The organism is Streptomyces sp. NPDC088706, from assembly GCF_044752765.1.
Taxonomy (GTDB): domain Bacteria; phylum Actinomycetota; class Actinomycetes; order Streptomycetales; family Streptomycetaceae; genus Streptomyces.
Map to the genome: position 1 here is coordinate 1,024,067 of NZ_JBIVLW010000001.1, position 26,066 is coordinate 1,050,132.

General features: G+C 66.7%; 27 protein-coding genes. 15 read left to right on the forward strand and 12 right to left on the reverse strand.

All coding sequences use genetic code 11. The annotated features are described in order from the left end of the window. Nucleotides 1–60 precede the first annotated feature (60 nt). Entirely contained in the window at nt 61–333 is a 273-nt protein-coding gene (locus tag ACIQAK_RS04565) for a type II toxin-antitoxin system RelE/ParE family toxin (RefSeq protein ID WP_366392598.1), read from the forward strand. A 195-nt stretch (nt 334–528) separates the two neighbouring features. Here ACIQAK_RS04565 and ACIQAK_RS04570 read toward each other — a convergent pair whose 3' ends face one another. Continuing rightward, entirely contained in the window at nt 529–750 is a 222-nt protein-coding gene (locus ACIQAK_RS04570) for a DUF397 domain-containing protein (protein ID WP_366392597.1), read from the reverse strand. Further along, nucleotides 747–1,616, reverse strand: coding sequence for a helix-turn-helix transcriptional regulator (locus tag ACIQAK_RS04575; RefSeq protein ID WP_366392596.1), 870 nt, complete (start codon nt 1,614–1,616; stop codon nt 747–749). Before ACIQAK_RS04575 ends, ACIQAK_RS04570 begins: the two co-directional genes overlap by 4 nt. A gap of 263 nt (nt 1,617–1,879) precedes the next feature. Between ACIQAK_RS04575 and ACIQAK_RS04580 the strand changes: the two genes are divergently transcribed. The 7 genes from ACIQAK_RS04580 (at nt 1,880) to ACIQAK_RS04610 (ending at nt 6,057) form a co-directional block, all read left to right on the forward strand. Continuing rightward, nucleotides 1,880–2,371, forward strand: a complete 492-nt coding sequence (locus ACIQAK_RS04580; RefSeq protein ID WP_366392595.1) for a hypothetical protein — start codon at nt 1,880–1,882, stop codon at nt 2,369–2,371. Nucleotides 2,372–2,696: 325 nt separating this feature from the next. Then, complete coding sequence (locus ACIQAK_RS04585; protein WP_366392594.1) at nt 2,697–3,155, forward strand: DUF6082 family protein; 459 nt, start codon at nt 2,697–2,699, stop codon at nt 3,153–3,155. A 74-nt stretch (nt 3,156–3,229) separates the two neighbouring features. Then, nucleotides 3,230–3,472 carry a hypothetical protein gene (locus tag ACIQAK_RS04590; protein WP_366392593.1) on the forward strand — a complete coding sequence of 81 codons (243 nt, stop codon included), beginning with the start codon at nt 3,230–3,232 and terminating at the stop codon, nt 3,470–3,472. Between the two features lie 267 nt (nt 3,473–3,739). Next, a complete protein-coding gene (locus ACIQAK_RS04595) occupies nt 3,740–3,985 on the forward strand; it encodes a hypothetical protein (protein WP_366392592.1) in 246 nt (81 codons plus the stop codon). 104 nt (nt 3,986–4,089) lie between these two features. Continuing rightward, the gene (locus ACIQAK_RS04600; RefSeq protein ID WP_366392591.1) at nt 4,090–5,058 is read left to right on the forward strand and encodes a D-alanine--D-alanine ligase; all 969 of its coding nucleotides are present in this window, start codon (nt 4,090–4,092) and stop codon (nt 5,056–5,058) included. 14 nt (nt 5,059–5,072) lie between these two features. Beyond that, complete coding sequence (locus ACIQAK_RS04605) at nt 5,073–5,693, forward strand: C39 family peptidase (RefSeq protein WP_366392590.1); 621 nt, start codon at nt 5,073–5,075, stop codon at nt 5,691–5,693. Next, a complete protein-coding gene (locus ACIQAK_RS04610; RefSeq protein ID WP_366392589.1) occupies nt 5,686–6,057 on the forward strand; it encodes a glutamate ligase domain-containing protein in 372 nt (123 codons plus the stop codon). Before ACIQAK_RS04605 ends, ACIQAK_RS04610 begins: the two co-directional genes overlap by 8 nt. Nucleotides 6,058–6,099: 42 nt before the next feature. On the opposite strand, the gene ACIQAK_RS04615 is transcribed toward ACIQAK_RS04610, so the two are convergent. Beyond that, complete coding sequence (locus ACIQAK_RS04615) at nt 6,100–6,477, reverse strand: hypothetical protein (RefSeq protein WP_366392588.1); 378 nt, start codon at nt 6,475–6,477, stop codon at nt 6,100–6,102. A 46-nt stretch (nt 6,478–6,523) separates the two neighbouring features. Beyond that, complete coding sequence (locus tag ACIQAK_RS04620) at nt 6,524–6,883, reverse strand: hypothetical protein (RefSeq protein ID WP_366392587.1); 360 nt, start codon at nt 6,881–6,883, stop codon at nt 6,524–6,526. Nucleotides 6,884–7,950: 1,067 nt separating this feature from the next. Here ACIQAK_RS04620 and ACIQAK_RS04625 point away from each other — a divergent pair. Beyond that, nucleotides 7,951–8,226 (forward strand): hypothetical protein, encoded by a 276-nt coding sequence (locus ACIQAK_RS04625; protein ID WP_366392586.1) that lies wholly within the window; start codon nt 7,951–7,953, stop codon nt 8,224–8,226. Continuing rightward, complete coding sequence (locus ACIQAK_RS04630; RefSeq protein WP_366392585.1) at nt 8,223–8,630, forward strand: PIN domain-containing protein; 408 nt, start codon at nt 8,223–8,225, stop codon at nt 8,628–8,630. The genes ACIQAK_RS04625 and ACIQAK_RS04630 overlap by 4 nt, the downstream gene beginning before the upstream one ends. A 215-nt stretch (nt 8,631–8,845) precedes the next feature. Here ACIQAK_RS04630 and ACIQAK_RS04635 read toward each other — a convergent pair whose 3' ends face one another. The 6 genes from ACIQAK_RS04635 to ychF all read right to left on the reverse strand — a co-directional run bounded on the left by ACIQAK_RS04635 (nt 8,846) and on the right by ychF (nt 19,025). Further along, nucleotides 8,846–9,874 (reverse strand): hypothetical protein, encoded by a 1,029-nt coding sequence (locus tag ACIQAK_RS04635; protein WP_366392584.1) that lies wholly within the window; start codon nt 9,872–9,874, stop codon nt 8,846–8,848. Then, the gene (locus tag ACIQAK_RS04640; protein ID WP_366392583.1) at nt 9,871–11,151 is read right to left on the reverse strand and encodes a CHAT domain-containing protein; all 1,281 of its coding nucleotides are present in this window, start codon (nt 11,149–11,151) and stop codon (nt 9,871–9,873) included. Before ACIQAK_RS04640 ends, ACIQAK_RS04635 begins: the two co-directional genes overlap by 4 nt. Nucleotides 11,152–11,154: 3 nt before the next feature. Further along, entirely contained in the window at nt 11,155–14,727 is a 3,573-nt protein-coding gene (locus ACIQAK_RS04645; RefSeq protein WP_366392582.1) for a DEAD/DEAH box helicase family protein, read from the reverse strand. Continuing rightward, nucleotides 14,727–15,500, reverse strand: a complete 774-nt coding sequence (locus ACIQAK_RS04650; RefSeq protein ID WP_366392581.1) for a restriction endonuclease subunit S — start codon at nt 15,498–15,500, stop codon at nt 14,727–14,729. The genes ACIQAK_RS04645 and ACIQAK_RS04650 overlap by 1 nt, the downstream gene beginning before the upstream one ends. A 420-nt stretch (nt 15,501–15,920) precedes the next feature. Continuing rightward, nucleotides 15,921–17,666: a class I SAM-dependent DNA methyltransferase gene (locus tag ACIQAK_RS04655; RefSeq protein ID WP_366392580.1), complete on the reverse strand. Its 1,746-nt coding sequence runs from the start codon at nt 17,664–17,666 to the stop codon at nt 15,921–15,923. Between the two features lie 270 nt (nt 17,667–17,936). Further along, on the reverse strand, nt 17,937–19,025 hold the full coding sequence (gene ychF, locus ACIQAK_RS04660; protein WP_366392579.1) for a redox-regulated ATPase YchF: 1,089 nt from the start codon (nt 19,023–19,025) through the stop codon (nt 17,937–17,939). Between the two features lie 438 nt (nt 19,026–19,463). On the opposite strand from ychF, the gene ACIQAK_RS04665 reads away from it, so the two are divergent. Beyond that, nucleotides 19,464–20,063 (forward strand): DUF6542 domain-containing protein, encoded by a 600-nt coding sequence (locus ACIQAK_RS04665; protein ID WP_401363427.1) that lies wholly within the window; start codon nt 19,464–19,466, stop codon nt 20,061–20,063. A gap of 142 nt (nt 20,064–20,205) precedes the next feature. On the opposite strand, the gene ppgK is transcribed toward ACIQAK_RS04665, so the two are convergent. Both ppgK and ACIQAK_RS04675 read right to left on the reverse strand, forming a co-directional pair. Beyond that, nucleotides 20,206–20,943 carry a polyphosphate--glucose phosphotransferase gene (gene ppgK, locus ACIQAK_RS04670; RefSeq protein WP_366392578.1) on the reverse strand — a complete coding sequence of 246 codons (738 nt, stop codon included), beginning with the start codon at nt 20,941–20,943 and terminating at the stop codon, nt 20,206–20,208. 38 nt (nt 20,944–20,981) lie between these two features. After that, nucleotides 20,982–21,971, reverse strand: a complete 990-nt coding sequence (locus ACIQAK_RS04675) for a 4-hydroxy-3-methylbut-2-enyl diphosphate reductase (RefSeq protein WP_366392577.1) — start codon at nt 21,969–21,971, stop codon at nt 20,982–20,984. Nucleotides 21,972–22,072: 101 nt separating this feature from the next. On the opposite strand from ACIQAK_RS04675, the gene ACIQAK_RS04680 reads away from it, so the two are divergent. From ACIQAK_RS04680 to ACIQAK_RS04695, 4 genes are all read left to right on the forward strand, one after another. After that, entirely contained in the window at nt 22,073–23,494 is a 1,422-nt protein-coding gene (locus tag ACIQAK_RS04680; RefSeq protein ID WP_366392576.1) for an APC family permease, read from the forward strand. A gap of 212 nt (nt 23,495–23,706) precedes the next feature. Beyond that, entirely contained in the window at nt 23,707–24,918 is a 1,212-nt protein-coding gene (gene xseA, locus ACIQAK_RS04685; RefSeq protein WP_366392575.1) for an exodeoxyribonuclease VII large subunit, read from the forward strand. 98 nt (nt 24,919–25,016) lie between these two features. Then, the gene (locus tag ACIQAK_RS04690; RefSeq protein WP_366392574.1) at nt 25,017–25,277 is read left to right on the forward strand and encodes an exodeoxyribonuclease VII small subunit; all 261 of its coding nucleotides are present in this window, start codon (nt 25,017–25,019) and stop codon (nt 25,275–25,277) included. Nucleotides 25,278–25,420: 143 nt separating this feature from the next. Continuing rightward, on the forward strand, nt 25,421–26,011 hold the full coding sequence (locus ACIQAK_RS04695) for a malonic semialdehyde reductase (RefSeq protein WP_366392573.1): 591 nt from the start codon (nt 25,421–25,423) through the stop codon (nt 26,009–26,011). The last annotated feature ends 55 nt before the right edge of the window (nt 26,012–26,066 follow it).

The following is a 26,066-nucleotide window of genomic DNA, read 5'->3' on the forward strand; positions in this document are numbered from 1 at the left end:
CTCCCCGACGGAACGCGTCCCGGCACGGCGCCCTCATCATGAGGGAGACGCTGGCGCGCGGTGAGTGAGTACCGAACCGTCTTCCGGCCCGAGGCGCAGGCCGAGTTGCGGAAGATCCCTCGCGCCATGGCGCTGCGCATCCTGGCCAAGCTGACAGAGCTGGAAACCGACCCTCGCGGCTTCAACACCACCACACTCATATCCCAGCCCGAGCGTCGCCGCCTGCGCGTCGGCGACTACCGCGTCGTCTACACCATCGACGACGGAGAGCTGGTGATCCGGGCCGTTCACGTGGGACACCGGTCACCGCTTTCGGGACCTGATCACCACTGACCCACCGTCAGGATATCCAGCACCCATCCAGCACGGTGACGACGAAGGGGTCGGCCTCGACAGAGTCCGACCCCTCCTGACCTGCATGTTTGCCAGATCGGCGACGTGGTGATATAGCAGCCGCTACACGTTGCGCACGACCTCAATCCCTACTTTCGGCCGCGCCACGAGAGCCTTACGGCGGTAGGCAGGAAATCAGGGCAGGAGGTTCTGCTGACCTGCCTGAACACTCTGGGTGAAGAGTTCGTAGTCCCGGCGGCTGACGACGAGAACCGCCGCGTCCGGCTTGCCCACGTCGACCGAGTCTCGCAGTGCCACTACGTCACCGACGAAGGCAACTTCGAGGCAGTTGTTACCGCCATTGGACATCTCACTCTTGGCCCACTTGGCGTTGGACAGATCGACGTTGCTCTTCATGTGTAGCAGTCCTTGATCAGTTTCTGGATGTGGCGACGAGACGCTTGCGGGTCGAGGGCCTGTGTCCGGAGGCTTTCGAGAGCGGACTTGTAGCGGTCCACGTCCTCATCCTCCTCGAAGTAGGCAGAGGTTGTCTTGGTCTCCACGACCACGATCGGAGAGCCCACCTCGAATTCTAGAAGCTGGAAGGGCGCATCGATCCCCGCGTGGGCGCCAACCTCGAAGGGGAGAACGTGTACGGCTACGTTCCTGCGGTCCTCTGTGACGGTCAACAGTTGTTCGAGTTGCTCCTTCATCACGGCGGGGCCGCCCACTACGCGGCGAAGGGCAGCCTCGTCCAAGATGCAGTTGAGGTCGAGCGGGCCTTCCCGATCCAGAGCGGCTTGTCGAGCGAGCCGCAGCTCCACGAACCGACTGACCTCGCGGGTTGAGGACCACACCTGACTGCGTTCGACGATGGATGTCGCGTACGCCTCGGTCTGGAGCAGCCCAGGAACGACCTGAAGGAAGGCTTCGGACCGTATCGCCATCCCTTCGAGGTGTAGAAAGTCCTCGAAGCCATCAGTCTGGATGGCCTCCTGGTACTCGTCCAACAGATTCGTGCGCTTGCCAGAGGCAGCCAGCGTGGCCATCGCCCGCACCTTGGCTCTCGTCTCTTCCGCGTCTACGCCGTACACGCCGAAGAACGCCGTCAGGCCGAGATTGGACACCCGCTGCTTGCCGTTCTCGATCTTCGAGAGTGCCGGTTTGCCACTGAGCCCCAGCCGATCCGCGGCGTCTTCCATCGACAGGCCGGCGCTGCGTCGGAGTGACCTCATCACCGACCCGAACCGTCTGCGGTGCACGTTCGGTCGCGATTCGACCATGACACACCTCCTTGGCCTCGCAGAGTACCGGGCACATCTGGGCTGCCATATGCCGACTCAAGTTCGAGCAACGTTTCTCAACGCGTGGGGTTGCGCGCAACGTTTCTGATGCCCCATCGTTGCTATCGGTAGAGGTTGCCCGACACCTCAAACCCCAGACTCGTTATGCCCCTTGACGGTTCATCACGGCCTGGCGCCCTCGCCTGATCGTTTGTAGATCCTCCCGCCCGGCTCGTGCCGTACCTGACGCACAGAAGGACGAAATGACGCACCCCACGCTCATCCCGCCGCGAGAACCGGCGCTCGCCGGGAACGCCGCATACTCCCTCGACGTCGAGGAAGCCGATCGCGCCGCAGACAAAGCCATCAACTTCCAGCTCGGGACGACCACTCTGGCCGAGTTCGCCAGCCACACGCGACAGATCAGTGGACAGATCGAGCTTTTCGCTGACGCTCTGCGAGACGGTGGAAGCGTCACGGGACGGGCCTCGTGGCTGGAGGCACAGCAGCTTCTCGCGGGTGGTCCCGCCAGCAAGTCCCTCTCCTCCAACTGTTGGCGCTACGCAAGGGACTTGGGCCTCCTGCTGCGACGACTCGCCACCGAGTACCGCGAGCTGGAGAACGGCAGTCCAGCGCTTCCGACCCGGCCGCCCCGCGCTTCACTCGACAGGATCACCGCAAGCCGGCAGACGTACTTGGTGCCGAGCGGCCTGGCTCCCGCGCACAAGCCCCTGCCGACCGCGTCAGAGCGATGACGCAGAAGTCGGAGCAGGTTCTGTACGTAATCTGCGTCGCCGTGCTCGGGGGCACGTTGGTCCTGGCGGTGCTGAACGCATGGTGAAACCCGCTCGCCACCTGGCCGATTGGCGAGAGTGGGCGGGGGCCCTGCTCCCGCTCGTCGTCGCGGCCAGTCTCTTCGTCCCCCTGTTCGCCTGGCTCTCAGGCTGACCTACAGCTCCGTCTCCGAGTGCTTCACGGGCCCCCTCGCCCGATGGGCACTCGGCGGCGGCCCGCCCGCCCTTGTGCACCACTCACCCCACCCCTGCCGGGGCGGGCACCTCGCACCATCGAGAGGAAGACATGAAGAACCAGACCCTCGCCACTACCGGGCTGCTTCTGGGCGCCGGCCTCGGAGCCGCCCGCCTGGTGGTCTCGATCAGGCACCACCGGGAGAACAAGCACCTGGGCCTCGCCCGCATGCACGCGCACCTGCTCCACGACACCGCCGCCGATCAACGGCTCACCGCAATCACGAACAGCGATCACTACGCGGAGCTGGACCCCGATGAGCGGGCTCAGTTCATGAACGCGAACAGGTGGGTCACCCTGTGGAGCCTCATGCTCCGCCTGGGCTTCAAGAGCCGCGCCAATCTCCGCCCTGTCGCGGAGGCGTTCATGAGTGGTCCGGTCGGTCAGGCGTTCTGGAAGTCGGCCCGTACTCACCGCCGCATCACGGCCCGGGACAAGCACGACGAAGCCTTCAACGACCTGATGAACGATGCGTACGCCGAGGCCACCTCGGAGCCCTCCGCAGCCTGACACCGTACCCCGCCCGGCTGCCGCGTGACGGGCGCAGCCGGGCGGGGCCCGATCCCCGTAGAAAGTCCGAAGTAATGGGTGCCAATACGAAGCTCTTCTGGAAGCGGCCGGGCAGGCCGCCCAGGCCGCCGCGAGGAACCGAAAAGGGCTCGCGGACGCCTTCGCAGGTTCAGGTCGGTGACTACGTGTGCCTCTCCGGTGTCTACCGGGAGATTCGCGACCTGACCACCTTGATGGGCGGCGGCCGGCTCCTCTACTTCGAGGGCCGCGAGCCCTACGCGATGCGGGTGCCCATGGAGATTTACCGGCCTCGCTGACTCCGACAGCCCGGCGGCCCGTGCAGCAACCGCCGTTCCGACACCGACAGAAAGATCCGCAGTGCTGCAATGCACCGCCGTTGCTCGCTTACCCGCGGCCGAGGCGCTAGTTGCCCTCCTCGACATGAGCGGCGGGCCCGACGACGTGGATGACCACCTCGCAGACGAGAGCTTCGTGCTCTGGAACTCGGCTTCCACGACGAGAACACCGACCACGCCGCACGCCTGTGGACCGCCGAGAAGCAACCGCCCACAGGGTTGTGGTTCATGTGGACCGAGGTCAGCCACCTCTTCATCGTCCACCGTTTCGCCACCCTCACCCTGTGCCCCTACTGGCAGGTCGTCGAGGAGGACTCTCGCGACTGGTGCAACTTCTACGAGGACCACGGGGGCGACCACGGCTTCCACGTGCGTGACCCGCTCCGAGACCTGCTCCACGAGCGCACACGGCTCGAGGCAGAGCAGCGCTTCTTCGAGAAGGACCCCGCCGAGGGTGACGGTGACGAGCCCTGACTACCCGTCCCCAACTTGCAGAAGGGCGCAGCGTGCCTCCCGACCTTGAAGCCCACGACTTAGTGGGCGCTATCGCGGCCCCGGCCGAGAAGGAGAAGAACCCCATGTCAGCAACCTTGAGGGACCTGACGACTCTGCGGATCGGTGTCCTGTGCGGCGGCGATTCGCCGGAGCGCGCCGGATCGCTCGCCAGCGGAGAACACGCCCACCGGGCACTGCTCGGCCTCGGTCTCAACAGCGAGATGCTCGACCCCGCCGGCATCCGCATGGAGTTGCTACCGGACCGCATCGACGTGGCTCTCCTCGCCCTTCACGGCCCCGGCGGCGAGGACGGCAAGATCCAAGGATCTCTGGAGACCGTGGGCATCCCGTACACCGGGTCCGGAGTCCTCGCGTCCGCGCTCGGCATGCATAAGCCCACGTTCAAGGGCCTGCTCACCCAGGAGCGCATCGACACCCCTCGCTGGGTGATGGTGGACCCGAAGCTCTCCGTCGAGAGCATCCTGTCCACGGTGCGTCACACGCTCGGCTTCCCCGTTTTCGTCAAGCCCGCCTCCGGCGGGGGCAGCCTCGCGGCCGGCATCGCCAAGGACGACCACGCTCTGCGCGCCATGGTCGAGGCCGCCCAGGCGGACCAGTACGCCGAACTCATGGTGGAGGAGTACGTCCAGGGCATCCCCTGCACCGTGGGACTCGTAGAGGTCGAGGGCCGGGTGCAGACTCTGCCGGTTCACGACGTGGAGCCGAAGGGGGAGTTCTACGACTACGCCTCGAAGCACGATGCGAGTCTCCGCACCGAGCACTGCCCGTCGATCCTTCCGGCCCCGACCACCGACAGCATGAAGTACCTCGCCAACAGAGTCTTCCGGATGGTCGGCGCCCACGGCGTCCTCCGAGTGGACTTCATGGTCGCGGCGAGCGGACGTATCACCGTGCTGGAGTGCAACACCGTCCCCGGCCTGTCCGAACTCGGCAATCTCGCCACGATGGCAGCGGCCGGCGGAATCCCGTACCCGACACTCGTACAACACGTCCTCCAGACCGCGTATACCAAGCCTGCCTACGTGCCCTAGGCCAGACTGGGGGCATGAGCACTTCCACCCCCAACTCCGCAGTGCCGTACTACTCCCAGTGGGAATCTGCGGACCTCGTCCCCGACTTCGTCAGCGGCCGTACCAATGCCGCTGACGATCCGCTCTGGCAGAAATCAGGGGCCGAATCCCCCGAGGAGTACGCCTTCTGGGCACCGCGGATCTGTGGCGTCGCCTGCCTCCGCATGGCCCTCGACCACTGGGGCCACCCTGTCCCTCCCTCCATCCCACTCCTCCGAGACCTGCTTGACGCAGGAGCCTACGTACGGGAGGGCGACTCGGTGAAGGGGCTCATCTACCGTCCCTTCACCGAGCACGTCCGAGGACGATGGGGGCTGACCGCCTACGTACGCGCTGATCTTCCGGCCACCGAGTTGCCCGACATCATCAAGGCCGCTCACCTGGTTCTGCTGTCCGTCCACAAGACGATCCGCACCCCCGAAATCGACCCTTCCAGTCGAGGCGGACACCTCGTGCTCGCAGTCGGGGCCTCGAAGGAGTCCGTGTTGCTCAACAACCCCTCCGGGTTTCCCGGACTCTCCCAGCAAGCCGCAGAGGTCCCCTGGGACCGGTTGAACGCCTTTTACGCGGGTCGAGGGGTGGTCCTCGGTGCCTGAGCAGAACGACGACCAGGCGCCCGAGCCCGGCGCGAAGACCAGGCGGATCGCGGTCCTCGGGGAAATGCTGGAGCTGGGCGAGGAAGCCGCGAAGGCCCACTGGGACCTCGGAGTATCGACAGCCGAGTACGACGTCGACTTCCTGATCGGCGTCGGCGGCGAACTCGCCAAACAGACCATCCTCGGCGCAGCACACGCAGGCGTCGAAGCCGCGCTCGTACGCGACAACGAGACGGCGACCGCGCTGCTGGAAAGAATCTTGCAGCCCGAGGACATCGTCCTGATCAAGGGCTCCAGGGGCGGGATGCGGTGGCAGATCGCCCAAGCCCTGACGGGCAAGGAGATCACCGGCATCCTCAGCTAGCGCTGGGCCCCCGGCTCCTGGCCGGCATCGGGCTGCTGAGCCTCAGTGCTCGGCAGCCCTCCACGAGGGCCCTCTTCCGCGCTCGCAAGGCGTCCGCACGGCCACTCTCCTGCGCGTCGAGCACCGCTTCCACCACTTCGCCGACGCCGCCATCCGCGTCACGTCCTCGGCGGTTTCTGCGACCTCGGGCACCGACTCGACGAGTACCTCGTCCGTCCTCGGATCGGTCACCGTCACCGTGACAACCGGGGCGGCCTCAAGCTCGGCGGCCCCGTCAGCCGCGACGGGCACGACGACTTCGGCAGTCGCCTTCGCCCGGTCGGTCATCTGCGACTCCGCCGTCACTGTGACCGTGCCGACTTCTTCGTCATGCTCCACCGTCCAAGATGGCTCAGTACCCGGCTCGCTTATCTGCGCCATCCACATACGGAAGGGCAGCAGGTCGCCGATAACCTCCTCAACCGGGTCAGGCAGCAGCTTGTCTATGAAAATCCGTGATCTTCGATCGCGCTTCTGCGTCCTGCTTCCTTTGCACCTCGCGGCTTTCGTCGCGCCTTGTCTCCTCCGAACGTTTCTCCTTCTTCACAAGCCGCTCGGCTCGCGCCCGCTTCGCCGCCGCCTTCTCGGACGGTGCGACTGTGCAGTACAGGAGTTCGCCAACCCCAGGCGCGTGAGTGTCTGCGGGCCGCCCGCCCTCGCTCATGGGGCGAAGGTCAGCCCCGCCGTCAGCGTCGCCATACGCGAGTTCCTGCGCGTGCTCTTCGCTCATCCCGCGACGCCGAGCCTCTCTGACGACGGCCTTGCGCTGCTTCTCGGTGAGCTGCACGCCCCGCCGCGCCCGTCGAAGAACGTGGGCACGCGCCCCTCGCCGGGGTTGTCGGTCAGGACGTCCGCGGCGTTGGCCTCGGATTCGGCGATGCCAGGATCAGACCGTCGCGGCTCCCTAGCCACGTCGGGGTCAGGTAGGTCGAGCAGGGTGCAGATGCTGACGAATACCGCCGCGCTGGCCAGCATCCCGTAACCGACCGCTGCCGACCGCCTCTGTTTCTGTCCGTCGGCGCTGCGGTGCATCGCTCGACTGCGGGAGGCGAGCGGGCGGCGAGCAGTTGTCATGGCGTGAACTTTCAGAAGCAGAACGATCAATTCCGGCCAAGTAGAACACGCACTTTTTCCCGACCTGATTGCCTAATCCGGGCCATCGGCCTGTTCAGTACGCCGAGTACACCGGATAGATACACCGTAGCGAACGAAAATTAGGCAGCTCAGAGCCTGTTTTTAAGATCAAAATAACCGCGGACCATCGGATGAGTGCTAGCCGTTTCCGGGTGGATTCTAAATTTCCGAGTCAGTTGCCTCTTTTAAGCGTGACTCAGTTCATAGTTTTACGTGCAGCGAATAGCCGTCGCTAGGGACGCACACCCACTCCATGGCACCCGTCAACCTCCCGACTCCGAGGAACCTCAGCCAGTCCGCTCAGCCCTCGCTCGGGCCTCTTTGGCTCGCTGCGGATGGGCTGACCCACCCAGCACCCATCCAGCACGGGACGGTTGACCAGGGATGACGAGAGGTGACGAGGGGTCACATTATCCAGCACCGATCCAGCACGGGAAAAACTAAGGGACCCGACCCCGAAGAGCCGGACCCCTCCTGACCTGCATGTTTGCCAGATCAGCGAAGTGGTGGTGTATCACCCACTACGGGTTGAAGCGGAACTCCACCACGACTACTCTGACCTGCGGTTATGCGGGCACATCCCAGCACCATCCCAGCACGGGATTCACTGCAAAGTACAAGAAGATCCAGGAGCGTCAAGATACGCGTCAACGCCCGCCTCGGATACAGGCCGCGCAGCGCTCAAGACGCTGTAATAGTTTCTGTACTAGACTTGCGGCCATGAAGTCACCCCGCCCCGGCGGCACGGAGAACCTCTCCGTGTCGATGCCCTCCGAACTTCTCGGTGCTCTGCGTACCCGTACCGGTAAGCGCGGCGTGTCCGCGTACGTGACGGCGGCGGTCCGGCATCAGCTCGCCATGGACGGCCTCGCCGAGATCGTGGCTGCCTACGAAGCCGAGCACGAGCCGCTGAGCGAGGCCGAGATCCAGGCCGCGCAGAGCGAACTGTTCGGTGACGCTCCGGCGCCCTACGCTTCGAACGACAGCGCCGCATGAAGGAGCCCGCGGCCAGGTCCCTGGTGCTCGACTCCCAGGCGCTGTCACTGCTGTTGCGCAACGACCGCCAGATGATCACCCGGATCGAGGCCGCTCGGCGCGTGGGCGTGCCCGTCCTCGTATCGGCCCTGACCGTAGTGGAGGCCGTCTACGGGAAGACAGATACCGCCCGGCTGCGCTGGGTGCTCTCCCGCCTTCAAGTCCAAGAAGTCACCCAGGCGGACAGTCTCACTGCGGTGCAGCTCCTGAGCGACGCCGGCGGCCTGCACGGCCACAAGTACGCCATCGACGCCCTCGTAGCCGCGATGGCGCTCCGCTCCCCGGCACCCGTCCTCGTAATGACCTCGGACCGCGACGACTGGTCGAAACTGTGCGGCGACGGAGTACAGATCAAGGATGTCTGACCTTGGCGTTCACTCAGCTTGACTCCCACTGTCTCGCCAGCCCCGCGGCTAGGCCCAACGAACCCCGTGGGGCCATTTCGAAGGGCCCGGGAGGGTCAAGGTTGAGTGAGCGGTGCCACGGTCGGCTGCCCGAGGAATAGCGGATGAGCGGTGGCGGCGTACACGGGTTGCGCGAGGGTGCAGTCCTCTGGCATTGAGGGCCTTGGACAGTCGCCTCAGCGCGAGTAGTCCGCGAGGGTGAGTAGCAGGTGTGCCGACTCAGCGCGCACGTGATCGGAATGGGCGCCTGCCGGATTGAGGTGGCGCCCGCGAACATACACGTGGGAGGCGTCGATGTTGACGAAACGGTGGTCGAGCGCGGAGTGCGGGTACCGCTCGGCGAGTGGCAACAGAGGTGTGGTGAACACGGGCGCTGGCGCCGGACCAATTCCGGAGTGTCCGATGCCGGGTTGCTGCTCGGCCCGCAGGTGCCAGAACCCCGTCGCCCGGTCGTGACGGGAGTAAGTGGCGACGATGGGGCCCCTCAGCGGAGCGCCGTCATGCGCCTCACTCGGCAGGATGTTCGGAAAGAGCGAGAGGAACGCGTCCCGGCGTGCGGCCATCTGGAAAAGCAACATGCTGTCGGCGGTGAACGGGCGGGATGGCGTGTCGTCCGTCACGCTCCAGCCGAGTGTGTCATCGAGGCGGGCCTCTGCCGACCATTGGACCGCCTCGCACAGGAAGCGACAGCCGAATGAGTGCCCGACGAGGTGGAGGTACTGACCGTCTCGGTTGGCGAGCACGGGCGCTGCTCCAGGGTCGGCGCGCTCGGCGTCCAGATAGCCTAGGAGCCGGCCCAGGATGTGGGCGGCGTGACCTCCTCCGTCGCGTGCGCCCATCGCGTGTGCCGGGTCCCGGATCCTGCGGTAGCCGGTGGGGGTGACCAGGCTGGAAGATGGCCAGCGCACGACGACACACCATGGGCTGAAGCCCTTGGCCGCTAGGGTCGGATACCGGGCCGGGGCTGCCACAAGGACGCCGTGCAGCAGAGCCAACAGTCGGTCGGCGGTGCGGTAGGCGGAGTCGGGCGAGGTCTGCCAACCGTGGACATAGACGAGTATGTCCGTCGCCCAGGCAGGCGGGGCGAGGCGCTCCGCGAAATATTGGCGCAGCCAGGCCTCGGGCACAGGCTCGCCTGTGTCAGCATCGAGCAGCCAGCCCGTCTCGTCCAGGTCAACGACCTCCACCGTACCGACACGGCTCACGCCTCGCCTCCATTTGTCCGTTCCAGACGAGCATCCATGCCGCAGTGCAGACCGTAGGCGAACCCCAGGGGATTTCGGTATCGGGCGGCGAAGTCCCGGGCCAACTCATGAGTGATCTGGCCAGCGGTCGCCGCCCCACGCAGGTAGCGGGTGACGAACTCGAGCGCGTACTCGGCGGCGAACGCCTGCGGCATCGCGATCTGCGGCCCCAGCACGCCCTGCGCGCCGTGCTCGATGAGCATGCTCCCAAGGAACGCTCGGTCCGCGCTCGCCGCGGAGACGCCGGTGTGGCAGGCGTTGAGTAGGACAAGCGGTCGGAAACAACTGTGCCGGTAGTTTGCCCTTAGCTCTCGTACGGTGTGGCCGTCGAAGGGGGTGTCGTCGGTGAGCCTGATGACCAGGGTCGGGGGTTCGGGAAGGTTGTCGACGAAGTCTCCGTGGCACCAGAAGTACATCAACTGCTCGTCCAGCTCGGGCTTCCCCAGATCGCGAACGAGTTCCTCATAAGTCGTTCGCACGGTGTATTCCGTGCCCTCCGTCAGTGCCTTCGCGACTTCATCTGCACGGGTGGCTCTGCCCACGCGGACGTCGTGGTTCAGGCTGACTATGGGCCGCTGGTGGGCTGCTCCGGGCGGCCCGATCCACGCGTAGGCATCACCGGTGTGCTCGATCTGATGCCGATGGCCGAGGAAGCGAGTGAAGAGAACCTCCAAGGTTGCAGGCACAGTGGCATCTTCGGTTGTGCACAGCAATGGCCAGGGCAAATGTAGATCGGAGTCGAACCGTACCCGCAGCCCCTCCTGGGACAAGGCCGAACGCAGGGCGATGCGGAACATGTTGGTCGGTTCGTCGTCACCGCGCAGCAGCGTGCTGAACAGCAGTGATTCCCCGCTTCGAGCCAGATCGGCCACTTTCTGGCGCAGCTCCTCCTCAGGTTCGGCACTGAGGTCCGCGGATGTTGCGTACGGGCGCCGTCGACTCTGTATAGACCGACCCAGGTCGTCGACCGGCTGGAAATCAACGAACTCCGATTTCCATCGGGCACGGAGCCGAGCCGCTACCCCATGGACCTCATCGGACCGGGCATGCAGGTCAACCTTGTGCTCGGTGCCATGGAGTGCCGGAACGGCCGAGCCGGACATCCGCGCCCGGATCCGACCTCCGCCGAGGACGTCGAAGCTGACAAGGAGGTCGGGAGCCTCCGTCGTCAGGTGCGGCAGGAAGCGGAAGCCGTCGCTGGGGTCCTGAACAATGCGGGTGGGCAATTCACGGGGCATCGGTCAAGCCCTCCCCGTGCGCGGCCGCAGCTGTCTATTCCCCGACCCGCTGGGCCTCGTCTCCGTAATGGACAGGTCGGACTCCACCTGCTGCAAGACGGTGCCTGTGTCGCGATGTACCAGGGTGAACCGAATCCGGTGTGTACCGGGCTCCAGGGCCGTGAAGCGGAACTGCTCGGATTCGGCGTCTTCAGGGTGGTACGCCATCGTGGCTGGTGTAACCTTCGCGCCGCTCAACGGCACGGCCACGATGTCCAGCGCGGGCCGCCCACCCGGGCGGGCCCAGGGATGCTGGGACTCAGCGACCAGCTTCAGTGTCACGTGTACTGGAGTCCCCACACTGGGGTTGTCGTCCAAGAGCGTCAGATGCGCTCGGCAGCGTGGCGGTGCCGAAAGCGCCGGAGTTGCCACGTCAACCGCAACCACGCTACCGCCGGCTGCATAAGGATCGACCGCTGCTTCGTAGAAGGCATCCGCGAGGGCCACGATGATCGCGTTAATGGCTGGCCCGTCGGTGAAAAAGTAGTCAGCCATCGTGTTGTGGGCATCTTGGTTGTCCGCGACTGCCTCAGTGACGGCGGCCTGGAAGTCCTGGGACTCCAGGAACTGCTTCTTGGAATTCACCTTGGTTTGCTGGACCAAGTTCGAGTCGGCGAGGAGCAGCTGCACAAGGCCCTGCAAGAACTCTCTGACCTGGGAGGCAGCGAACGTCTCGGCGCCGAAGAGGTCGTTCATCTTGTCTATGACGACCTGAAGCGCGACGTACTTCGGATCCTTCTTCGCTCCCGTACCGGCGGCGCTGATGCCCTCCAGCTGCCCGTCGCCCACGAGAGAGATGTCGACCGCTATCGCCTTGTTGTGCTTGACCCCGACCAGCACCACGTCGGAGAGGTCTACGTCGGCCGCCCAAGCGGACTCGGCAATCACCTTCTCCAGCAGGCGCAGGAAGATCGAGAGCATCTCCATGTAGGGGTCGCCGTAGTCGACAATCTGGGACATGAAGTCGTAGAGCCGTACGTAGGTGGAGACGTCCTTGCGGAACAGGTCGAGCTCCTGGAGCGTTACCTTGTCCTCCTCCTCGATCGCCCGCGCGTAGCGGCGCCGGAAGTCGTGCTGCGCCGGGCTGATCGCCGCCGAGAGAGCGTTGTTGCCCTTCCGTGTCACCCACAGTTCGGCGACCTTGCGGACGTTGTCCTCGGTGTAGATCCCGGCCTGGGCGAGCTTATTGGCCAGGTGGACGACGACATACGGGTCGGTCTCGGTCTCCAGTGTCGCGTTCTTGAAGTACGGCTCGAAGGCCGTCTTGATGTCCTCGGGCTTGTTGGCGAAGTCGATGACGAACGTCTTGCGCTTCTGTTCCCCACCAGCGGTGCGGTGGGTGCGGTTGAGGCGCGAGAGCGTCTGCACCGCGGTGACCCCGGACAGCTTCTTGTCGACGTACATCGCCGAGAGCAGGGGCTGGTCGAAGCCGGTCTGGAACTTGTTGGCGACCAGCATGATCTTGTAGGTGTCGCCCTTGAACGCAGCCGCCAGATCAGCCCCGGCGCCGGGGTTCATATTGGCCTCGGTGCACTCGTCGTCCTTCGACGGCTGCGGACCCCAGTCGCTGTGCCAGGTCTCGTCCTCGGGCATCGCCACCCCGCCCGAAAAGGCGACCAGGGTGCGGTAGTTGTACGAGGCGTCCTCGGCGCGGCGCTTGGCAATGTAGGCATCTATCGCCAGCTTGTACTTCACAGCGGACTTGCGCGAGTCGGTCACCACCATCGCCTTCGCCTTGCCCTCGAGGAGGTAGGCGACGTTGGCATGGAAGTGCTCGACGACGATCTGCACCTTCTGGCTGACGTTCGTCGGGTGGAGCTGAACCCACCTCATCAGCCCCTTGCGGGCAGCGGCCTCCTCGACCTCGCCTCCGTCACCGGCCTCGGCCTTGCCGGCGATCTGTAGCGCAGTGTCGTAGGACTGATAACCCTTGAGTACGTCGAGGATGTAGCCCTCCTCGATCGCCTGCTTCATTGAGTACAGGTGGAACTCGTGCGGCTTCCCGTCGGTCCCCTTGCGGCCGAACAGTTCAAGGGTCTTGTTCTTCGGCGTCGCAGTGAAAGCGAAGTAGGAGATGTTCTCCGATTCGGCCCGCTCGGTCATCTCCGAAGCCAGCACCGACTCCACATCGACCTCGCCGCCCTCCTCGATCTCCTTGAGCTCCTCGGCCGTCAGTACCTGCTTCAGCTTCGAGGAGATCTGCCCCGACTGGGAGGAGTGCGCCTCATCAGCGATCACGGCGAATCGCTTGCCCTTCAGGCCGACGTCGGTCCGGATCTCTTCCAGCGCGTGCGGGAAAGTCTGCACCGTCACCGCAATGATGAGCTCGCCGCTCTTCAACGCCTGCGCCAGCAGACCCGACTTCGACTTCGCGCCAGCCTTGCGGACGTCCTCGGAGCTGATCGTCGCGACAATCTTCTTGTTCCCGTCGATCTGCCGGATCGCATCCTGCAGTTGGGAGTCGAGCACGGTACGGTCCACGACTACGATGACGGAGTCGAAGACCTTCTTGTCGTCGGCATCATGCAGTCGGGCCAGCCCGTGGGCCGTCCAGGCGATGGTGTTCGTCTTTCCTGACCCTGCCGAGTGCTCGATCAAGTATCGGTGCCCGACACCCTCCTCCTTCACTGCGGCAACAATGCGCGTGACAGCCTCCCACTGGTGGAAGCGCGGGAAGAGCATGCTCGTACGTCGCATGGAAGTGCCAGTGCTGACGTCCCACTCCTCCTTGGTCTGCACGATCATCAACCGCCCGATGACGTTCAGCCACGCGTGCTTCTCCCAGACGCGTTCCCATAGGTACGCCGTCGCCGACCCGTCGTCCACGCCAGGCGGGTTGCCGGCACCACTGTCAAAGCCGATGTTGAACGGCAGGAAGTGGGTCTTGTCCCCCTCCAGCTTCGTGGTCATGGCCGCTAGGCCGTTGGAGACCGCGAAGTGCACCAGCGCCCGGTGACCGAACGACAGCAGCGGCTCCGGGCGCCCGTTCGTCAGCGGGTTGCGGTCGTGCTTGTACTGATTGATCGCCTCGTCGAGCGACTGGGTGAAGTCGGTCTTCAACTCCACCGTGGCCACAGGTAGCCCGTTGACGAAGAACACCAGATCGATGGTGCGCTGGTCGGCAGTCGAAAAGTGCACCTGGCGTACCACCCACACCCGCATCGACTCGTAATGCGACACGGTGGTCGCGTTAAGCGAGGTTTCGGGGCGGAACTGGGCCATCTTCAAACGGCCGCCACCGATGTACTGCACCCCGTTGCGGAGAATATTCAGCGTCCCACCGCCGTGCTCCAGCGGCTTGTCCAGCGCTGCGGTCAGCACGTCGAGGAACTTCGCCTGTGACCCCGCTGCCTTCAGCGCCTTCTCGTACGCCGGTTTCTGCGTGTCCTTCAGCCACTCGAACAGATCCGACGGGAACAACGCCCGCTCACGGTCATACTCGCCGCCGTCGCGGTCGTTCACCGAATACAGCCAGCCGCGCGCCTCGAGGTACTCGCAGATCTCCTTCTCGAAGACCGCCTCGTTGTGGTCGGCCATTACGCTGCCGCCTCTCGTACGTCGATCTGTCCTGTCACGGCCGCCGTGATCACCGCCGACCGCCGCTCCCTGGCGAGTTCAATGAACTGCTCAGTCTCCGAAACGAGTTCGTCAATCTTGGTCGTTTGCTCGTCGAGGTACGTAACGATCTGGCGTTGCTCCGCGAGACTCGGCAGCCAGATCGGTGTTGTGCGCAAGATCGGAAGCCGAACGTTTGCCACTGTCGAGCCGTTTGCCGAGAGCAGGAAGTGGTCCTGTACACGGTCCGAGTAGATCTGCCACAGCAGGAACTCTCCTACGCAAACTGCATCGTTGATCCGAAGCAGGACCATCCGCTGGCCAAGGCAAATCTGCTCATTTGGCACCATGCATGCCTCACCGGCTGGCGCCTCACGGGTGAACAACACGTCGCCGACGGACGGTGCACCTCCAGCGTTCCGGGCCTCCCAAACCGCCGCACTGACGGGCAGGCCGTTTCCCGGCCGAAACTTTCCATTCCTGACCGAGGCGGTTCGGACTGCCTCGTACACTCCATCATCCGCAACCTTCGGCGTCGTATGTGGGCAGTCGACGACATCCGTGCATGCGTGCTGTAGTCGGGTATTGGGCGGCCGGGTATCGAAGGCTCTGTCAACAAGCGCGTGGCGGCGCTCGTGGAGCAACTCGATCAGCCGCTGCTGCTCCTCGATGAGCGTGTCGATGCGGTCCGTCTCGCGGTCAAGGTAGTCGACGATTGAACGCTGCTCCTCGGCAGGGGGCAGTACCAGAGGCATGCGAGCGAAGGTGCCCCAGTTACGGAAGTCAACGCTGCGCTCGCGGACGTTCGGCGCCTGGGTTGCGAGAAAGCCGGAGGTTCCTAGGAGGCGCAGCAAACGAGCAAGGTAAGCGGGATCATCGCCCGCCACAGGCTCACAGACGTGGTAGACAGGTGAACCGTTGCCCTGACTATCAGAGACGCCGACGGCGCCAGCAAAACCGTCGAGGGCGTGGAAGACCAGGTCGCCGGGCCGTATCCTGATAGCCGTTCTCGGTATCCGAGAACGTGTAGCCGTCCTCGCGGCGGTTTGAACGCAGAGTAACCGTGCCATCCCGGTAGGCGGTGATGACACCGAGCCCCGTCCGGGCAGGTCGGCCCAGCGGTCGCAACACACGCCGCACCGTTGTCTCACGCCATTCGGGCGGCGGCTTGGTCGTCACTGCTCCACCTCCCGCAACAGGTCGAGGATCTTGGCGACCTGCTTTTCCAGGTCGGCGTCGATCTCGGCGAGCGGGCGGGGTGGTACGTACTTATAGAACTGGCGGGTGAAGGGGATCTCGTACCCCGTCTTGGTCTTGGCCCAGTCAATCCAGGCATCGGGAACGTGCGGCTTCACCTCCGCGTCGAAGTACGCCTGGATGACCTCGCGCTCCGCTGCCGCGCCAGCAGTCGAGCCGCCGTAGGTGAAGGACACGTTCTCGGTGTCGCGCTTCTTCGAGTCGGGCTTCGGATCACCCTTGCGGTTGACGACGGGATTCCCGCCCTCGTCCAGCAGGGGGCGCTCGACGGTGACCGTCCAGTAGCCGAACTCGTCATTGCGCAGCACCTTGGAGAAGTCGGGATCGGCGTCCTCAAAGTCGGCGTAGAGCCGCACGACCTCGGCGCGGTCGGCGTCGCTGATCTCGCGTCCCTTGGCTCCGAGGTTCTTGCGCATCTTGGTCCAGAACGACGTGCCGTCGATCAGTTGCACCTTGCCCTGGCGGGCGGGGTGCTTGGTGTTGTCCAGGATCCAGATGTAGGTGGCGATGCCAGTGTTGAAGAACATGTTGGTCGGCAGGGCGACGATCGCTTCGACGAGGTCGTTCTTCAGCAGCCACCGGCGGATGTTGGAGGGGCCGGATTCGGCGGCGCCGCTGAAGAGCGGAGAGCCGTTCATGACGATGCCGACGCGGCCGCCGCCGTCCTCGGGTGCGCGCATCTTGTGGGCCAGGTGGAGCAGGAAGAGCATCTGCCCGTCGGACGTTGCGGGGAGGCCCGGTGCGAAGCGGCCGTAGGGGCCGGCCGAGTCGCGCTCCTCCTTGATCGCCTTGGCGTACTGCTTCCAGTCCACGCCGTAGGGCGGGTTGGACATGCAGTAGTCGAACTGGCGGCCCTTGAAGGCGTCGTCAGTGAGCGTGTTACCGAAGGCGATGTTGGTCGCGTAGTGGCCCTTGGCGAGCAGGTCGGACTTGCAGATGGCGTACGACTGCGGGTTGTACTCCTGGCCGTACAGGCCCAGCTTCGCGTCAGGGTTCCCAGCGAGCAGGTGCTCCTCTGCCAGGGAGAGCATGCCGCCGGTGCCGGCGGTGGGGTCGTACAGCGATCGGATGATGCTGCCCTCGGTGAGGTCGACGTCCCTCTCCGCGAAGAGCAGGTCGACCAGAAGTCGGATCGCGTCGCGGGGTGTGTAGTGGTCGCCGGAGGTCTCGTTCGCTGCCTCATTGAACTTGCGGATGATGTATTCGAAGGCGTCGCCCATGTCGGCGTTCGACACCACATCTGGGTGGAGATCGACCTTGCCGAATGACTTGACGATCTCGCGCAGGAGCCCGGCCTTCTCCAAGGCCAGGATCTCCTTCTTGAAGTCGAAGTACTCGAACACGTCCACGTCGGCGGAGAACCGGTCGATGTAGTCGGCCAGGTTGTCCGCCAGCCCGTCCGCGTCCTCCAGCAAGTTTGCGAACGAGTAGTTGGAGGTGTTGTAGAAGGTCCGCCCTGTGGCCTTCTTGACCTCGACCTTGAGCCGGTTCGGGTTCTCGAACTTCGTTGCCAGCTCTCGCACCGTCGCATGATCAGTCTTAAGGATGCAGTCGAGCCGCCTCAGGATCGTGAACGGGAGGACCACTGTCCCGTACTGGTTGGGGCGATAGGGGCCCCGAAGCTGGTCAGCGATCGACCAGATGAAGCGACCGAGCGTGCTCACAAGTTCCTCACGAAAATCGTCTAACAGTGCCGATCACTTTGCCAGAGCCAGCAGCCACCGTTCAGCCACTCACCGGTGTGGATCCCAGCACCGGCAGCGCATCCGCGTCCCAGCACAATCCCAGCACGGTACGGATGACCAGGGATGACGACAGGTGACGAGGGGTCAGCCATCCCAGCACGGGAAAAAACCAAGGGCCCGACCCCGAAGGGTCGGGCTCTCTCTGACCTGCATGTTTGCCAGATCAGCGACGTGGTGATAAGTCAGCCGCTACACATTGAAGCGGAACTCCACCACATCCCCGTCCTGCATCACATAGTCCTTGCCCTCCATGCGCGCCTTGCCCTTGGCGCGGGCCTCGGTGACCGAGCCTGTTTCGACCAGGTCGTCGAAGGAGACGATCTCCGCCTTGATGAAGCCCTTCTGGAAGTCGGTGTGGATCACACCGGCCGCCTCCGGGGCGGTGGCGCCCTTCTTGATGGTCCAGGCGCGGGCTTCCTTCGGGCCTGCCGTGAGGTAGGTCTGGAGGCCCAGGGTGTCGAAGCCGACGCGGCCGAGGGTGGCGAGGCCGGGCTCCTCCTGGCCCATGGACTGGAGGAGCTCCAGGGCCTCGTCGTCGTCGAGCTCGATGAGCTCGGACTCGATCTTGGCGTTGAGGAAGATCGCCTCGGCGGGGGCGACCAGGGCGCGCTGCTCGTTCTTGAAGTCCTCGTCGACCAGCTCGTCCTCGTCGACGTTGAAGACGTAGAGGAACGGCTTGACGGTGAGCAGGTGCAGCTCGTGAAGGAGCTTGCCCTTCTCCGTGGCGGCGGTGATGCCCGCCGAGAAGAGGGTCTGGCCGGACTCCAGGATCTTCTGCGCGTCCTCGACCGCGGCGAGCACCGCGACCTTCTCCTTCTGGAGGCGGGACTCCTTCGTCAGGCGCGGGACGGCCTTCTCGACGGACTGGAGGTCGGCGAGGATCAGCTCGGTGTTGATCGTCTCGATGTCGTCCTTGGGCGAGACCTTGCCGTCGACGTGGACGACGTTCTCGTCCTTGAAGGCGCGGATGACCTGGCAGATCGCGTCGGACTCGCGGATGTTCGCCAGGAACTTGTTGCCCAGGCCCTCGCCCTCCGACGCGCCCCGGACGATGCCGGCGATGTCGACGAAGTCCACCGTGGCCGGCAGGAGCTTCTGCGAGTTGAAGATCTCCGCCAGCTTGTCGAGGCGGGGGTCGGGGACGCCGACCACCCCGACGTTCGGCTCGATCGTGGCGAACGGGTAGTTGGCCGCCAGCACGTCGTTCTTGGTCAGGGCGTTGAACAGGGTCGACTTGCCGACATTCGGCAGACCGACGATTCCGATCGTGAGCGACACTTTGGCGACTTCCTGGAGTGAGGAGGGGGTCAGGGGCGTCCGGGGCCGGCTCGGCTGTCCGGGCCAGTCACGGAGTGGACCGATTCTCCAGTTTACGGGCGGGGGCGCTCGGCCTCGCACGGGTCCGTCCCAGCCGTGGGCGGGTGGGGCGTACGGGGCGATGACCGCCGCACGAACGTCGTACGGACACCGTTGGGCGGTGATCGTCCCGTACGCCCGCTGTCGTACGTACGGCGTCGAAGCCTCGTGCACACCGCCGAACAGGTCTGCTTTCGGCCGTGCGGCATCGAACGCAACGCCAAGCTCAGCCAAAGCGCGTGTCCAACGCCTGATTCCTCCCGCCCCGCGACCTACGTTGTCCCCGTGGAGCAGCACAGGACACGTCCCCCGCAGCGCAGGCCGGCCCCGCAGGCAGCGTCCGCCCCTCCCGGCGCGCCCGTGCGGGGTGCCTTCGGTGAGTCCGCCACCGTCTACCGGGTGGTGGGAGGCGCCGGGGGGCGGGTGCGTACCGTGCCTCCCGTGCTGCTGGCCCTGCGGCGCTTCCCCAATCCCCGGCTCACCGGGATCGGGGCCGGGCTGTTCGCCGCGCTGACCATGTTCGTGGTCGCCTGTCTGGACCGGTTGCTGTTCGACAGCTCCGAGCTGGTCTACGGGCTGCTGTTCCTGCCGGTCAGCGCGCTCACCGCGCTCTGGGTGCGGCCCGCTGACCTGGTGACCGCGCCGATCAGCGTGCCCATCGCCTTTGCCGTCGGGGTCTTCCCGATCTCCGGGGGGTCCGGCGGCTTCGGCGGGCAGACCATGGCCCTGGTCACCGCGCTCGCCGTGCACGCCGGCTGGCTGTACGGGGGGACGCTGGTGGCGGGTCTCATCGCATCCGTACGCAAGGTCGCGCACATGCGGGCCCGGCAGCGGCACCTGGTGGCCCCGGGTCGTACCGGTACGGGGACGGGGCAGCAGCCCCCGGTCCGGGTGGCCGAGAAGGTCGCCGGGGCGGGTGCGCCGGCCGGACGTGCCGAGCGCCCCCGCGCCAGCAGGTAACGGGCCCCGTTCCGCTACCTGCCGAGTGCTCCCGCGCCCGGCAGGTAGCAGCCCCCGTCCCCGCACCCCCGAGCGCCCCGCGCCGTCAGGTAACGGCCCCCGTCCCTGTACCTGCCGAGTGCCCCCGCGCCGGCAGGTCCCCTTACTTCTCCGCCGCCGCCATCGCCGCGCCGACGATCCCCGCGTTGTTCTGGAGCTCCGCCGGAACCATCTCCGCGCGGACCTTCTCGATCAGGGGCAGGAACTTCTCCGCCTTGCGGCTCACCCCTCCCCCGATGATGAACAGCTCGGGCGAGAACAGCATCTCCACGTGCAGCAGGTACTTCTGGACCCGGTGCGCCCAGTGCTGCCAGCTGAGGTCCTCGTCCTCCTTGGCCTTCGTCGAGGCGCGCTTCTCGGCGTCGTGGCCGTGCAGCTCCAGGTGGCCCAGCTCGGTGTTGGGGACGAGGCGGCCGTCGACGAAGAGCGCGCTGCCGATGCCCGTACCGAAGGTCAGCATGACGACCGTGCCCTTACGGCCCCGGCCCGCGCCGAACGTCATCTCCGCGACCCCGGCCGCGTCCGCGTCGTTCAGGATCGTGACGGGCCGGCCGACCCGCTCGCCCAGCAGCGCGCGGGCGTCGGTGTCGATCCAGCCCTTGTCGACATTGGCCGCCGTGCGCGTGACGCCGTCCGTGACGACGCCCGGGAACGTGATCCCGATGGGGCCGGACCAGTCGAAGTGGCCGACCACCTCGGCCACGCAGTCGGCCACGCCCTCGGGCGTGGCCGGCTGAGGTGTCAGTACTTTGTGGCGCTCCCGCGCCAGCTCTCCGCGGTCCAGGTCCACGGGAGCGCCCTTGATCCCTGAACCGCCGATGTCCACACCGAAGATCTCCATGGAAACACCGTACGGGCAGGGCCGGGTCCCGTGCCCCGCTACTCGGCGGAAAGGGCGGCGGCTTCGGCCCTCAGGTCGCGGCGGAGTTCCTTGGGCAGGGAGAAGGTGATCGACTCGTCCGCCGTCTTGACCGTCTCCACGTCCGCGTAACCGCGCTCCGCGAGCCACTCCAGGACCCCGTCGACCAGGACGTCGGGGACCGAGGCGCCGGAGGTCAGGCCGACCGTCGTCACGCCCTCCAGCCACGCCTCGTCGATCTCGCTCGCGAAGTCGACCAGGTGGGCGGCGGGGGCTCCGGCGTCGAGGGCGACCTCGACCATGCGGATGGAGTTCGAGGAGTTCTTGGAGCCGACGACGATGACCAGCTCGGCGTCCTCGGCCAGCTTCTTGACGGCGATCTGGCGGTTCTGCGTGGCGTAGCAGATGTCGTCGCTGGGCGGCGAGAGGAGGTTCGGGAACTTCGACTTCAGCGCGTCGACCGTCTCCATCGTCTCGTCGACGGACAGGGTGGTCTGGGAGAGCCAGACGACCTTCGACTCGTCGCGGACCTCTACGTTCGCCACGTCCTCGGGACCGTCGACCAGCGTGATGTGGTCGGGCGCCTCGCCGGAGGTGCCGATGACCTCCTCGTGGCCCTCGTGGCCGATCAGGAGGATGTCGTAGTCCTCCTTGGCGAACCGGACGGCTTCCTTGTGGACCTTGGTGACCAGCGGGCAGGTCGCGTCGATCGTCGCGAGCTTGCGCTCGGCGGCCTCCGCGTGGACGGTGGGCGCGACTCCGTGCGCGGAGAACATCACGATGGAGCCCTCGGGGACCTCCGCGGTGACGTCCACGAAGATCGCACCCTTCTTCTCCAGGGTCTGCACGACGTACTTGTTGTGCACGATCTCGTGGCGGACGTAGATCGGGGCCCCGTACTGCTCCAGGGCCTTCTCGACGGCGATCACGGCACGGTCCACGCCCGCGCAGTAGCCACGGGGCGCGGCGAGCAGGACACGGCGGGCAGGCGTTGCAGTCATGCGTCCCATCGTAAGGCCGTACCGAACAGGCGCCACGACGGCCGGGTCGGGAGACTGTCGCTACACGTGTGGAGCGAACGGTGACGGTGAACGGTGACGGTGGAGGGTTCATGACGTCGGTCTCGGGGAGCGGTACGGGGTCCACCGGCGGCACCGGGTTTGGGAGCGGCGCCGAGGAGGGCACGCTGCGGCGGACCCTCGGGTTCCGGGACCTGGTCGTCTACGGGCTGCTGTTCATCGCCCCGATGGCCCCCGTCGGCATCTTCGGCACCCTGGACGCCAAGTCCGGCGGCTCGGTCGCCCTCGTCTACGTCGTGGCGACCGTCGTCATGGGGTTCACCGCCTTCAGCTACGCCCAGATGGTGCGGGTCGCGCCGTTCGCGGGCTCGGTCTTCACGTATGCCCGCAAGGGGCTCGGGGAAGGGCCCGGGTTCATCGCGGGGTGGATGGCGATGCTCGACTACCTGCTGATCCCGGCCGTCGCCTACCTCTTCTCCGGGATCGCGATGAACGCGCTGGTGCCGGAGGTGTCGCGGTGGGTGTGGACCGCGATCGCCGTCGTGGTGACCACGCTGCTCAATCTCTGGGGGGTGCGGGCGGCCGCGCGCGTCGGGTTCGCCGTGCTGGCCATGGAGATCGTGGTGCTGCTGGTCTTCGTGGTGTCGGCCGTGGTGGTCCTCCTACGGGACGGGGCGCAGCGCGGCTGGCTGACGCCGCTGACCGGGGACGCCGCGTTCTCCACGGCCGCGGTACTGGGCGCGGTCTCGGTGGCGGTCCTGTCGTATCTGGGGTTCGACGCCATCGCCTCGTTCGCCGAGGAGGTGACCGGGGGGTCGCGGAAGGTGGCGCGGGCGGTGCTGTTCTGCCTGGTGCTCGCGGGTGTGCTGTTCATCGCCCAGACGTATCTGGTGGCGCTGCTGGAGCCGATGAGCTCGGCGGAGCTGGCCGCGGATCCGGCGGCGCAGGGATCGGCGTTCTACGACGCGGTCGACGCCTCCGTCGGGACCTGGCTGCACGATCTGGTGGCGGTCAGCAAGGCGATCGGTGCGGCGTTCGCGGCGCTGGCGGGGCAGGCCGCCGCCGGGCGGCTGGTCTTCGCCATGGCCCGCGAGCGACGGCTGCCGCACCTCCTCGCCAAGGTCGACCCGAAGTCGGGCGTGCCGCGCCTGGCGATCCTGGGCGCGGCGATCGTGACGCTCGTGGCCGCCGTGTGGGCGGCCCGGCGCGACGACGGCCTCGACCATCTGGTGTCGGTCGTGGACATCGGCGCGCTGACCGCGTTCGTGCTGCTGCACGCGTCAGTGGTCGGCTGGTTCGTCGTACGCCGGATGGGCGGGCCGCCCCTCTGGTGGAAGCACGTGCTCGTCCCGGTGGTCGGTGCGGGGATCCTGGTCGCCGTCATCGTGGAGGCGACGACGAGCGCCCAGGTGGTGGGGGCGTGCTGGCTCGCGGTGGGGTTCGTGGTGCTCGCGGTGCAGGGGACGGGCGGGCGCGGGGTGAGGAGTGGGCGCGGAGTGGGCGGCGGGCGCTGAGGACGGCCGCCGTCGGACAGTTCCGGGGCGGGGTGGGGAGTGGGCGCTGAGCCCGCACACGCCGGACCGTTCCCGGGTGCGGCGTGGCGAGTGGGCGCGGGGTGGGTGCGGAGTGGGGTGGGTGCGGCGTGGGGCGGCGGGGGCTCAGCGCGCCTTCGCCGGGCCGTTCCGGGCGCGGACCGCTGTCGGTGCGTCCCGATACGCTCGGGCGCATGGCTCTCAACACGTCCGCGGAAGCGCCGCTGCCCGTCGGTGAGGTGTCGCGCCTCATCGGGGGGTGGATCGACCGGCTCGGAGCCGTCTGGGTGGAGGGGCAGATCACCCAGCTGTCGCGGCGGCCGGGTGCCGGGGTCGTCTTCCTGACCCTGCGTGACCCCTCGCACGACATCTCGGTGAGCGTGACCTGTTTCCGGCAGGTCTTCGACCGGATCGCCGACGTGGTGAGCGAGGGCGCGCGGGTCGTCGTGCTCGCCAAGCCCGAGTGGTACGCGCCCCGGGGGCAGCTGTCGCTGCGGGCCACCGACATACGGCCGGTCGGCATCGGTGAGCTGCTGGTGCGGCTGGAGCAGCTGAAGAAGTCGCTCGCCGCCGAGGGGCTGTTCGCCCTGGACCGGAAGAGGCCGCTCCCTTTCCTTCCGCAGCTCATCGGGCTGGTCTGTGGGCGCGCCTCGGCCGCCGAGCGCGATGTCCTGGAGAACGCGCGCCGCCGCTGGCCCGCCGTGCGCTTCGAGGTCCGCAACACCGCCGTGCAGGGGGTGAACGCGGTCAGTCAGGTGGTCCAGGCGGTCGAGGAGCTGGACGCGCTGGCCGAGGTGGACGTGATCGTGGTGGCCCGCGGCGGCGGCAGCGTGGAGGACCTGCTGCCGTTCTCCGACGAGCAGCTGATCCGGGCCGTGGCCGCCTGCCGTACGCCGGTGGTCTCCGCGATCGGCCACGAGCCGGACTCACCGCTGCTGGACCTGGTGGCCGACCTGCGCGCCTCCACGCCCACGGATGCGGCCAAGAAGGTCGTACCGGACGTGGGCGAGGAGCTGGAGAGGGTGCAGCAGCTGCGGGACCGGGCGCTGCGGACCGTGCGGGGGGTCCTGGACCGCGAGGAGCGGGGGCTCGCCCACGCGCTCGGCCGCCCGGCGATGGAGCATCCCCAGCGGCTGGTGGACGAGCGGGAGGCGGAGATCGACGCGCTCGTCGGGCGGAGCCGCCGGGTGCTGGGTCATCTGCTGGACCGGGCCGATTCGGAGCTCGCGCACACGCGGGCCCGGGTCGTGTCGCTGTCACCCGCCGCCACGCTGGAGCGGGGGTACGCGGTGCTCCAGCGGCCGGACGGCCATGTGGTGCGCTCCCCCGACGAGGCCGGGGCTGCCGGTGAGCCGCTGCGGGCGCGGGTGTCGGAGGGCGAGTTCACGGTGCGGGTGGACGGGTGAGGCGGCCGGACCGCCGCCGGGGCAGTGCCCACGGAGGCGGCCGGACCGCCGGGGCAGTGCCCACGTTGACGTAGCAGCTCACATCTAGGGTGGATCACATGACGGACGACGACGGTACGGCGGCGGCTGCCGCGACGAGCACGCTCGGGTACGAGCAGGCGCGGGACGAGCTGATCGAGGTCGTGCGCCGGCTGGAGGCGGGCGGCACGACGCTGGAGGAGTCGCTGACCCTGTGGGAGCGGGGCGAGGAGCTGGCGAAGATCTGCCGCCGCTGGCTGGAGGGCGCCCGGGCCCGCCTGGACGCGGCGCTGGCCCGCCCGCAGGACGAGCCCCACGGGGGCAGGGCCTCGGCCGGGTGATTCCCAGGCAGGCGCGGCTGCTCGGCGACCGTGTCCGGGTTGTGGAGTGGATCACTCCACATCGGGCTTAGTTGAAAGTTAACCTACCTCTCGGATACGGTCGTTGCAGCAGTTCCTCACGCCCTCCGGAAGGTTTGTCCCAGATGTCCCTCGTTCTCGACCCCGCAGCCCAGGACCTCCTCTTCCGCGAGGCCCGCACTGCCAACACCTTCACCGACGAGCCGGTGACCGGCGAGCAGGTCCAGGCGATCTACGACCTGGTCAAGTTCGGCCCGACCGCCTTCAACCAGTCGCCGCTGCGCGTCGTCCTGGTCCGCTCCGCCGAGGGCCGCGAGCGCCTGGTGCAGCACATGGCCGAGGGCAACCGCCCCAAGACCGCCGCCGCCCCGCTGGTCGCCATCCTGGCCGCCGACAACGAGTTCCACGAGGAGCTCCCGGCGCTGCTGCCGCACTTCCCGCAGGCGAAGGACATGTTCTTCTCGGAGCGCCCGGCCCGCGAGTCGGCCGCCGGCCTCAACGCCGCTCTCCAGGCCGCCTACTTCATCATCGGCGTCCGCGCCGCCGGCCTGGCCGCCGGCCCGATGACCGGCTACGACGCCGCCGGCGTCCAGAAGGAGTTCCTGGACGACGACCACACCCCGCTGATGATCGTCAACATCGGCAAGCCGGGCGAGGACGCCTGGTTCTCGCGCGGCCCGCGCCTCTCCTACGACGAGGTCGTCAAGACCGTCTGAGCGGCCCGTGCGAAGGGGCCCCGGAACACCAGGTGTTCCGGGGCCCCTTCACGTA

Excerpts from the sequence above, each read along its gene's own strand:
- ACIQAK_RS04575 (WP_366392596.1), bottom strand. The coding sequence starts at position 1,616 with ATGGTCGAATCGCGACCGAACGTGCACCGCAGACGGTTCGGGTCGGTG.
- ACIQAK_RS04690 (WP_366392574.1), top strand. The coding sequence starts at position 25,017 with ATGACGGACGACGACGGTACGGCGGCGGCTGCCGCGACGAGCACGCTC.
- ppgK (WP_366392578.1), bottom strand. The coding sequence starts at position 20,943 with ATGGAGATCTTCGGTGTGGACATCGGCGGTTCAGGGATCAAGGGCGCT.
- ACIQAK_RS04650 (WP_366392581.1), bottom strand. The coding sequence starts at position 15,500 with ATGCCTCTGGTACTGCCCCCTGCCGAGGAGCAGCGTTCAATCGTCGAC.
- ACIQAK_RS04595 (WP_366392592.1), top strand. The coding sequence starts at position 3,740 with ATGTGGACCGAGGTCAGCCACCTCTTCATCGTCCACCGTTTCGCCACC.
- ACIQAK_RS04645 (WP_366392582.1), bottom strand. The coding sequence starts at position 14,727 with ATGGCCGACCACAACGAGGCGGTCTTCGAGAAGGAGATCTGCGAGTAC.
- ACIQAK_RS04605 (WP_366392590.1), top strand. The coding sequence starts at position 5,073 with ATGAGCACTTCCACCCCCAACTCCGCAGTGCCGTACTACTCCCAGTGG.
- ACIQAK_RS04675 (WP_366392577.1), bottom strand. The coding sequence starts at position 21,971 with ATGGGACGCATGACTGCAACGCCTGCCCGCCGTGTCCTGCTCGCCGCG.
- ACIQAK_RS04625 (WP_366392586.1), top strand. The coding sequence starts at position 7,951 with ATGAAGTCACCCCGCCCCGGCGGCACGGAGAACCTCTCCGTGTCGATG.
- ACIQAK_RS04630 (WP_366392585.1), top strand. The coding sequence starts at position 8,223 with ATGAAGGAGCCCGCGGCCAGGTCCCTGGTGCTCGACTCCCAGGCGCTG.
- ACIQAK_RS04590 (WP_366392593.1), top strand. The coding sequence starts at position 3,230 with ATGGGTGCCAATACGAAGCTCTTCTGGAAGCGGCCGGGCAGGCCGCCC.
- ACIQAK_RS04640 (WP_366392583.1), bottom strand. The coding sequence starts at position 11,151 with ATGCCCCGTGAATTGCCCACCCGCATTGTTCAGGACCCCAGCGACGGC.
- xseA (WP_366392575.1), top strand. The coding sequence starts at position 23,707 with ATGGCTCTCAACACGTCCGCGGAAGCGCCGCTGCCCGTCGGTGAGGTG.
- ACIQAK_RS04600 (WP_366392591.1), top strand. The coding sequence starts at position 4,090 with ATGTCAGCAACCTTGAGGGACCTGACGACTCTGCGGATCGGTGTCCTG.
- ACIQAK_RS04695 (WP_366392573.1), top strand. The coding sequence starts at position 25,421 with ATGTCCCTCGTTCTCGACCCCGCAGCCCAGGACCTCCTCTTCCGCGAG.
- ACIQAK_RS04570 (WP_366392597.1), bottom strand. The coding sequence starts at position 750 with ATGAAGAGCAACGTCGATCTGTCCAACGCCAAGTGGGCCAAGAGTGAG.
- ACIQAK_RS04680 (WP_366392576.1), top strand. The coding sequence starts at position 22,073 with ATGACGTCGGTCTCGGGGAGCGGTACGGGGTCCACCGGCGGCACCGGG.
- ACIQAK_RS04585 (WP_366392594.1), top strand. The coding sequence starts at position 2,697 with ATGAAGAACCAGACCCTCGCCACTACCGGGCTGCTTCTGGGCGCCGGC.
- ACIQAK_RS04580 (WP_366392595.1), top strand. The coding sequence starts at position 1,880 with ATGACGCACCCCACGCTCATCCCGCCGCGAGAACCGGCGCTCGCCGGG.
- ACIQAK_RS04615 (WP_366392588.1), bottom strand. The coding sequence starts at position 6,477 with ATGGCGCAGATAAGCGAGCCGGGTACTGAGCCATCTTGGACGGTGGAG.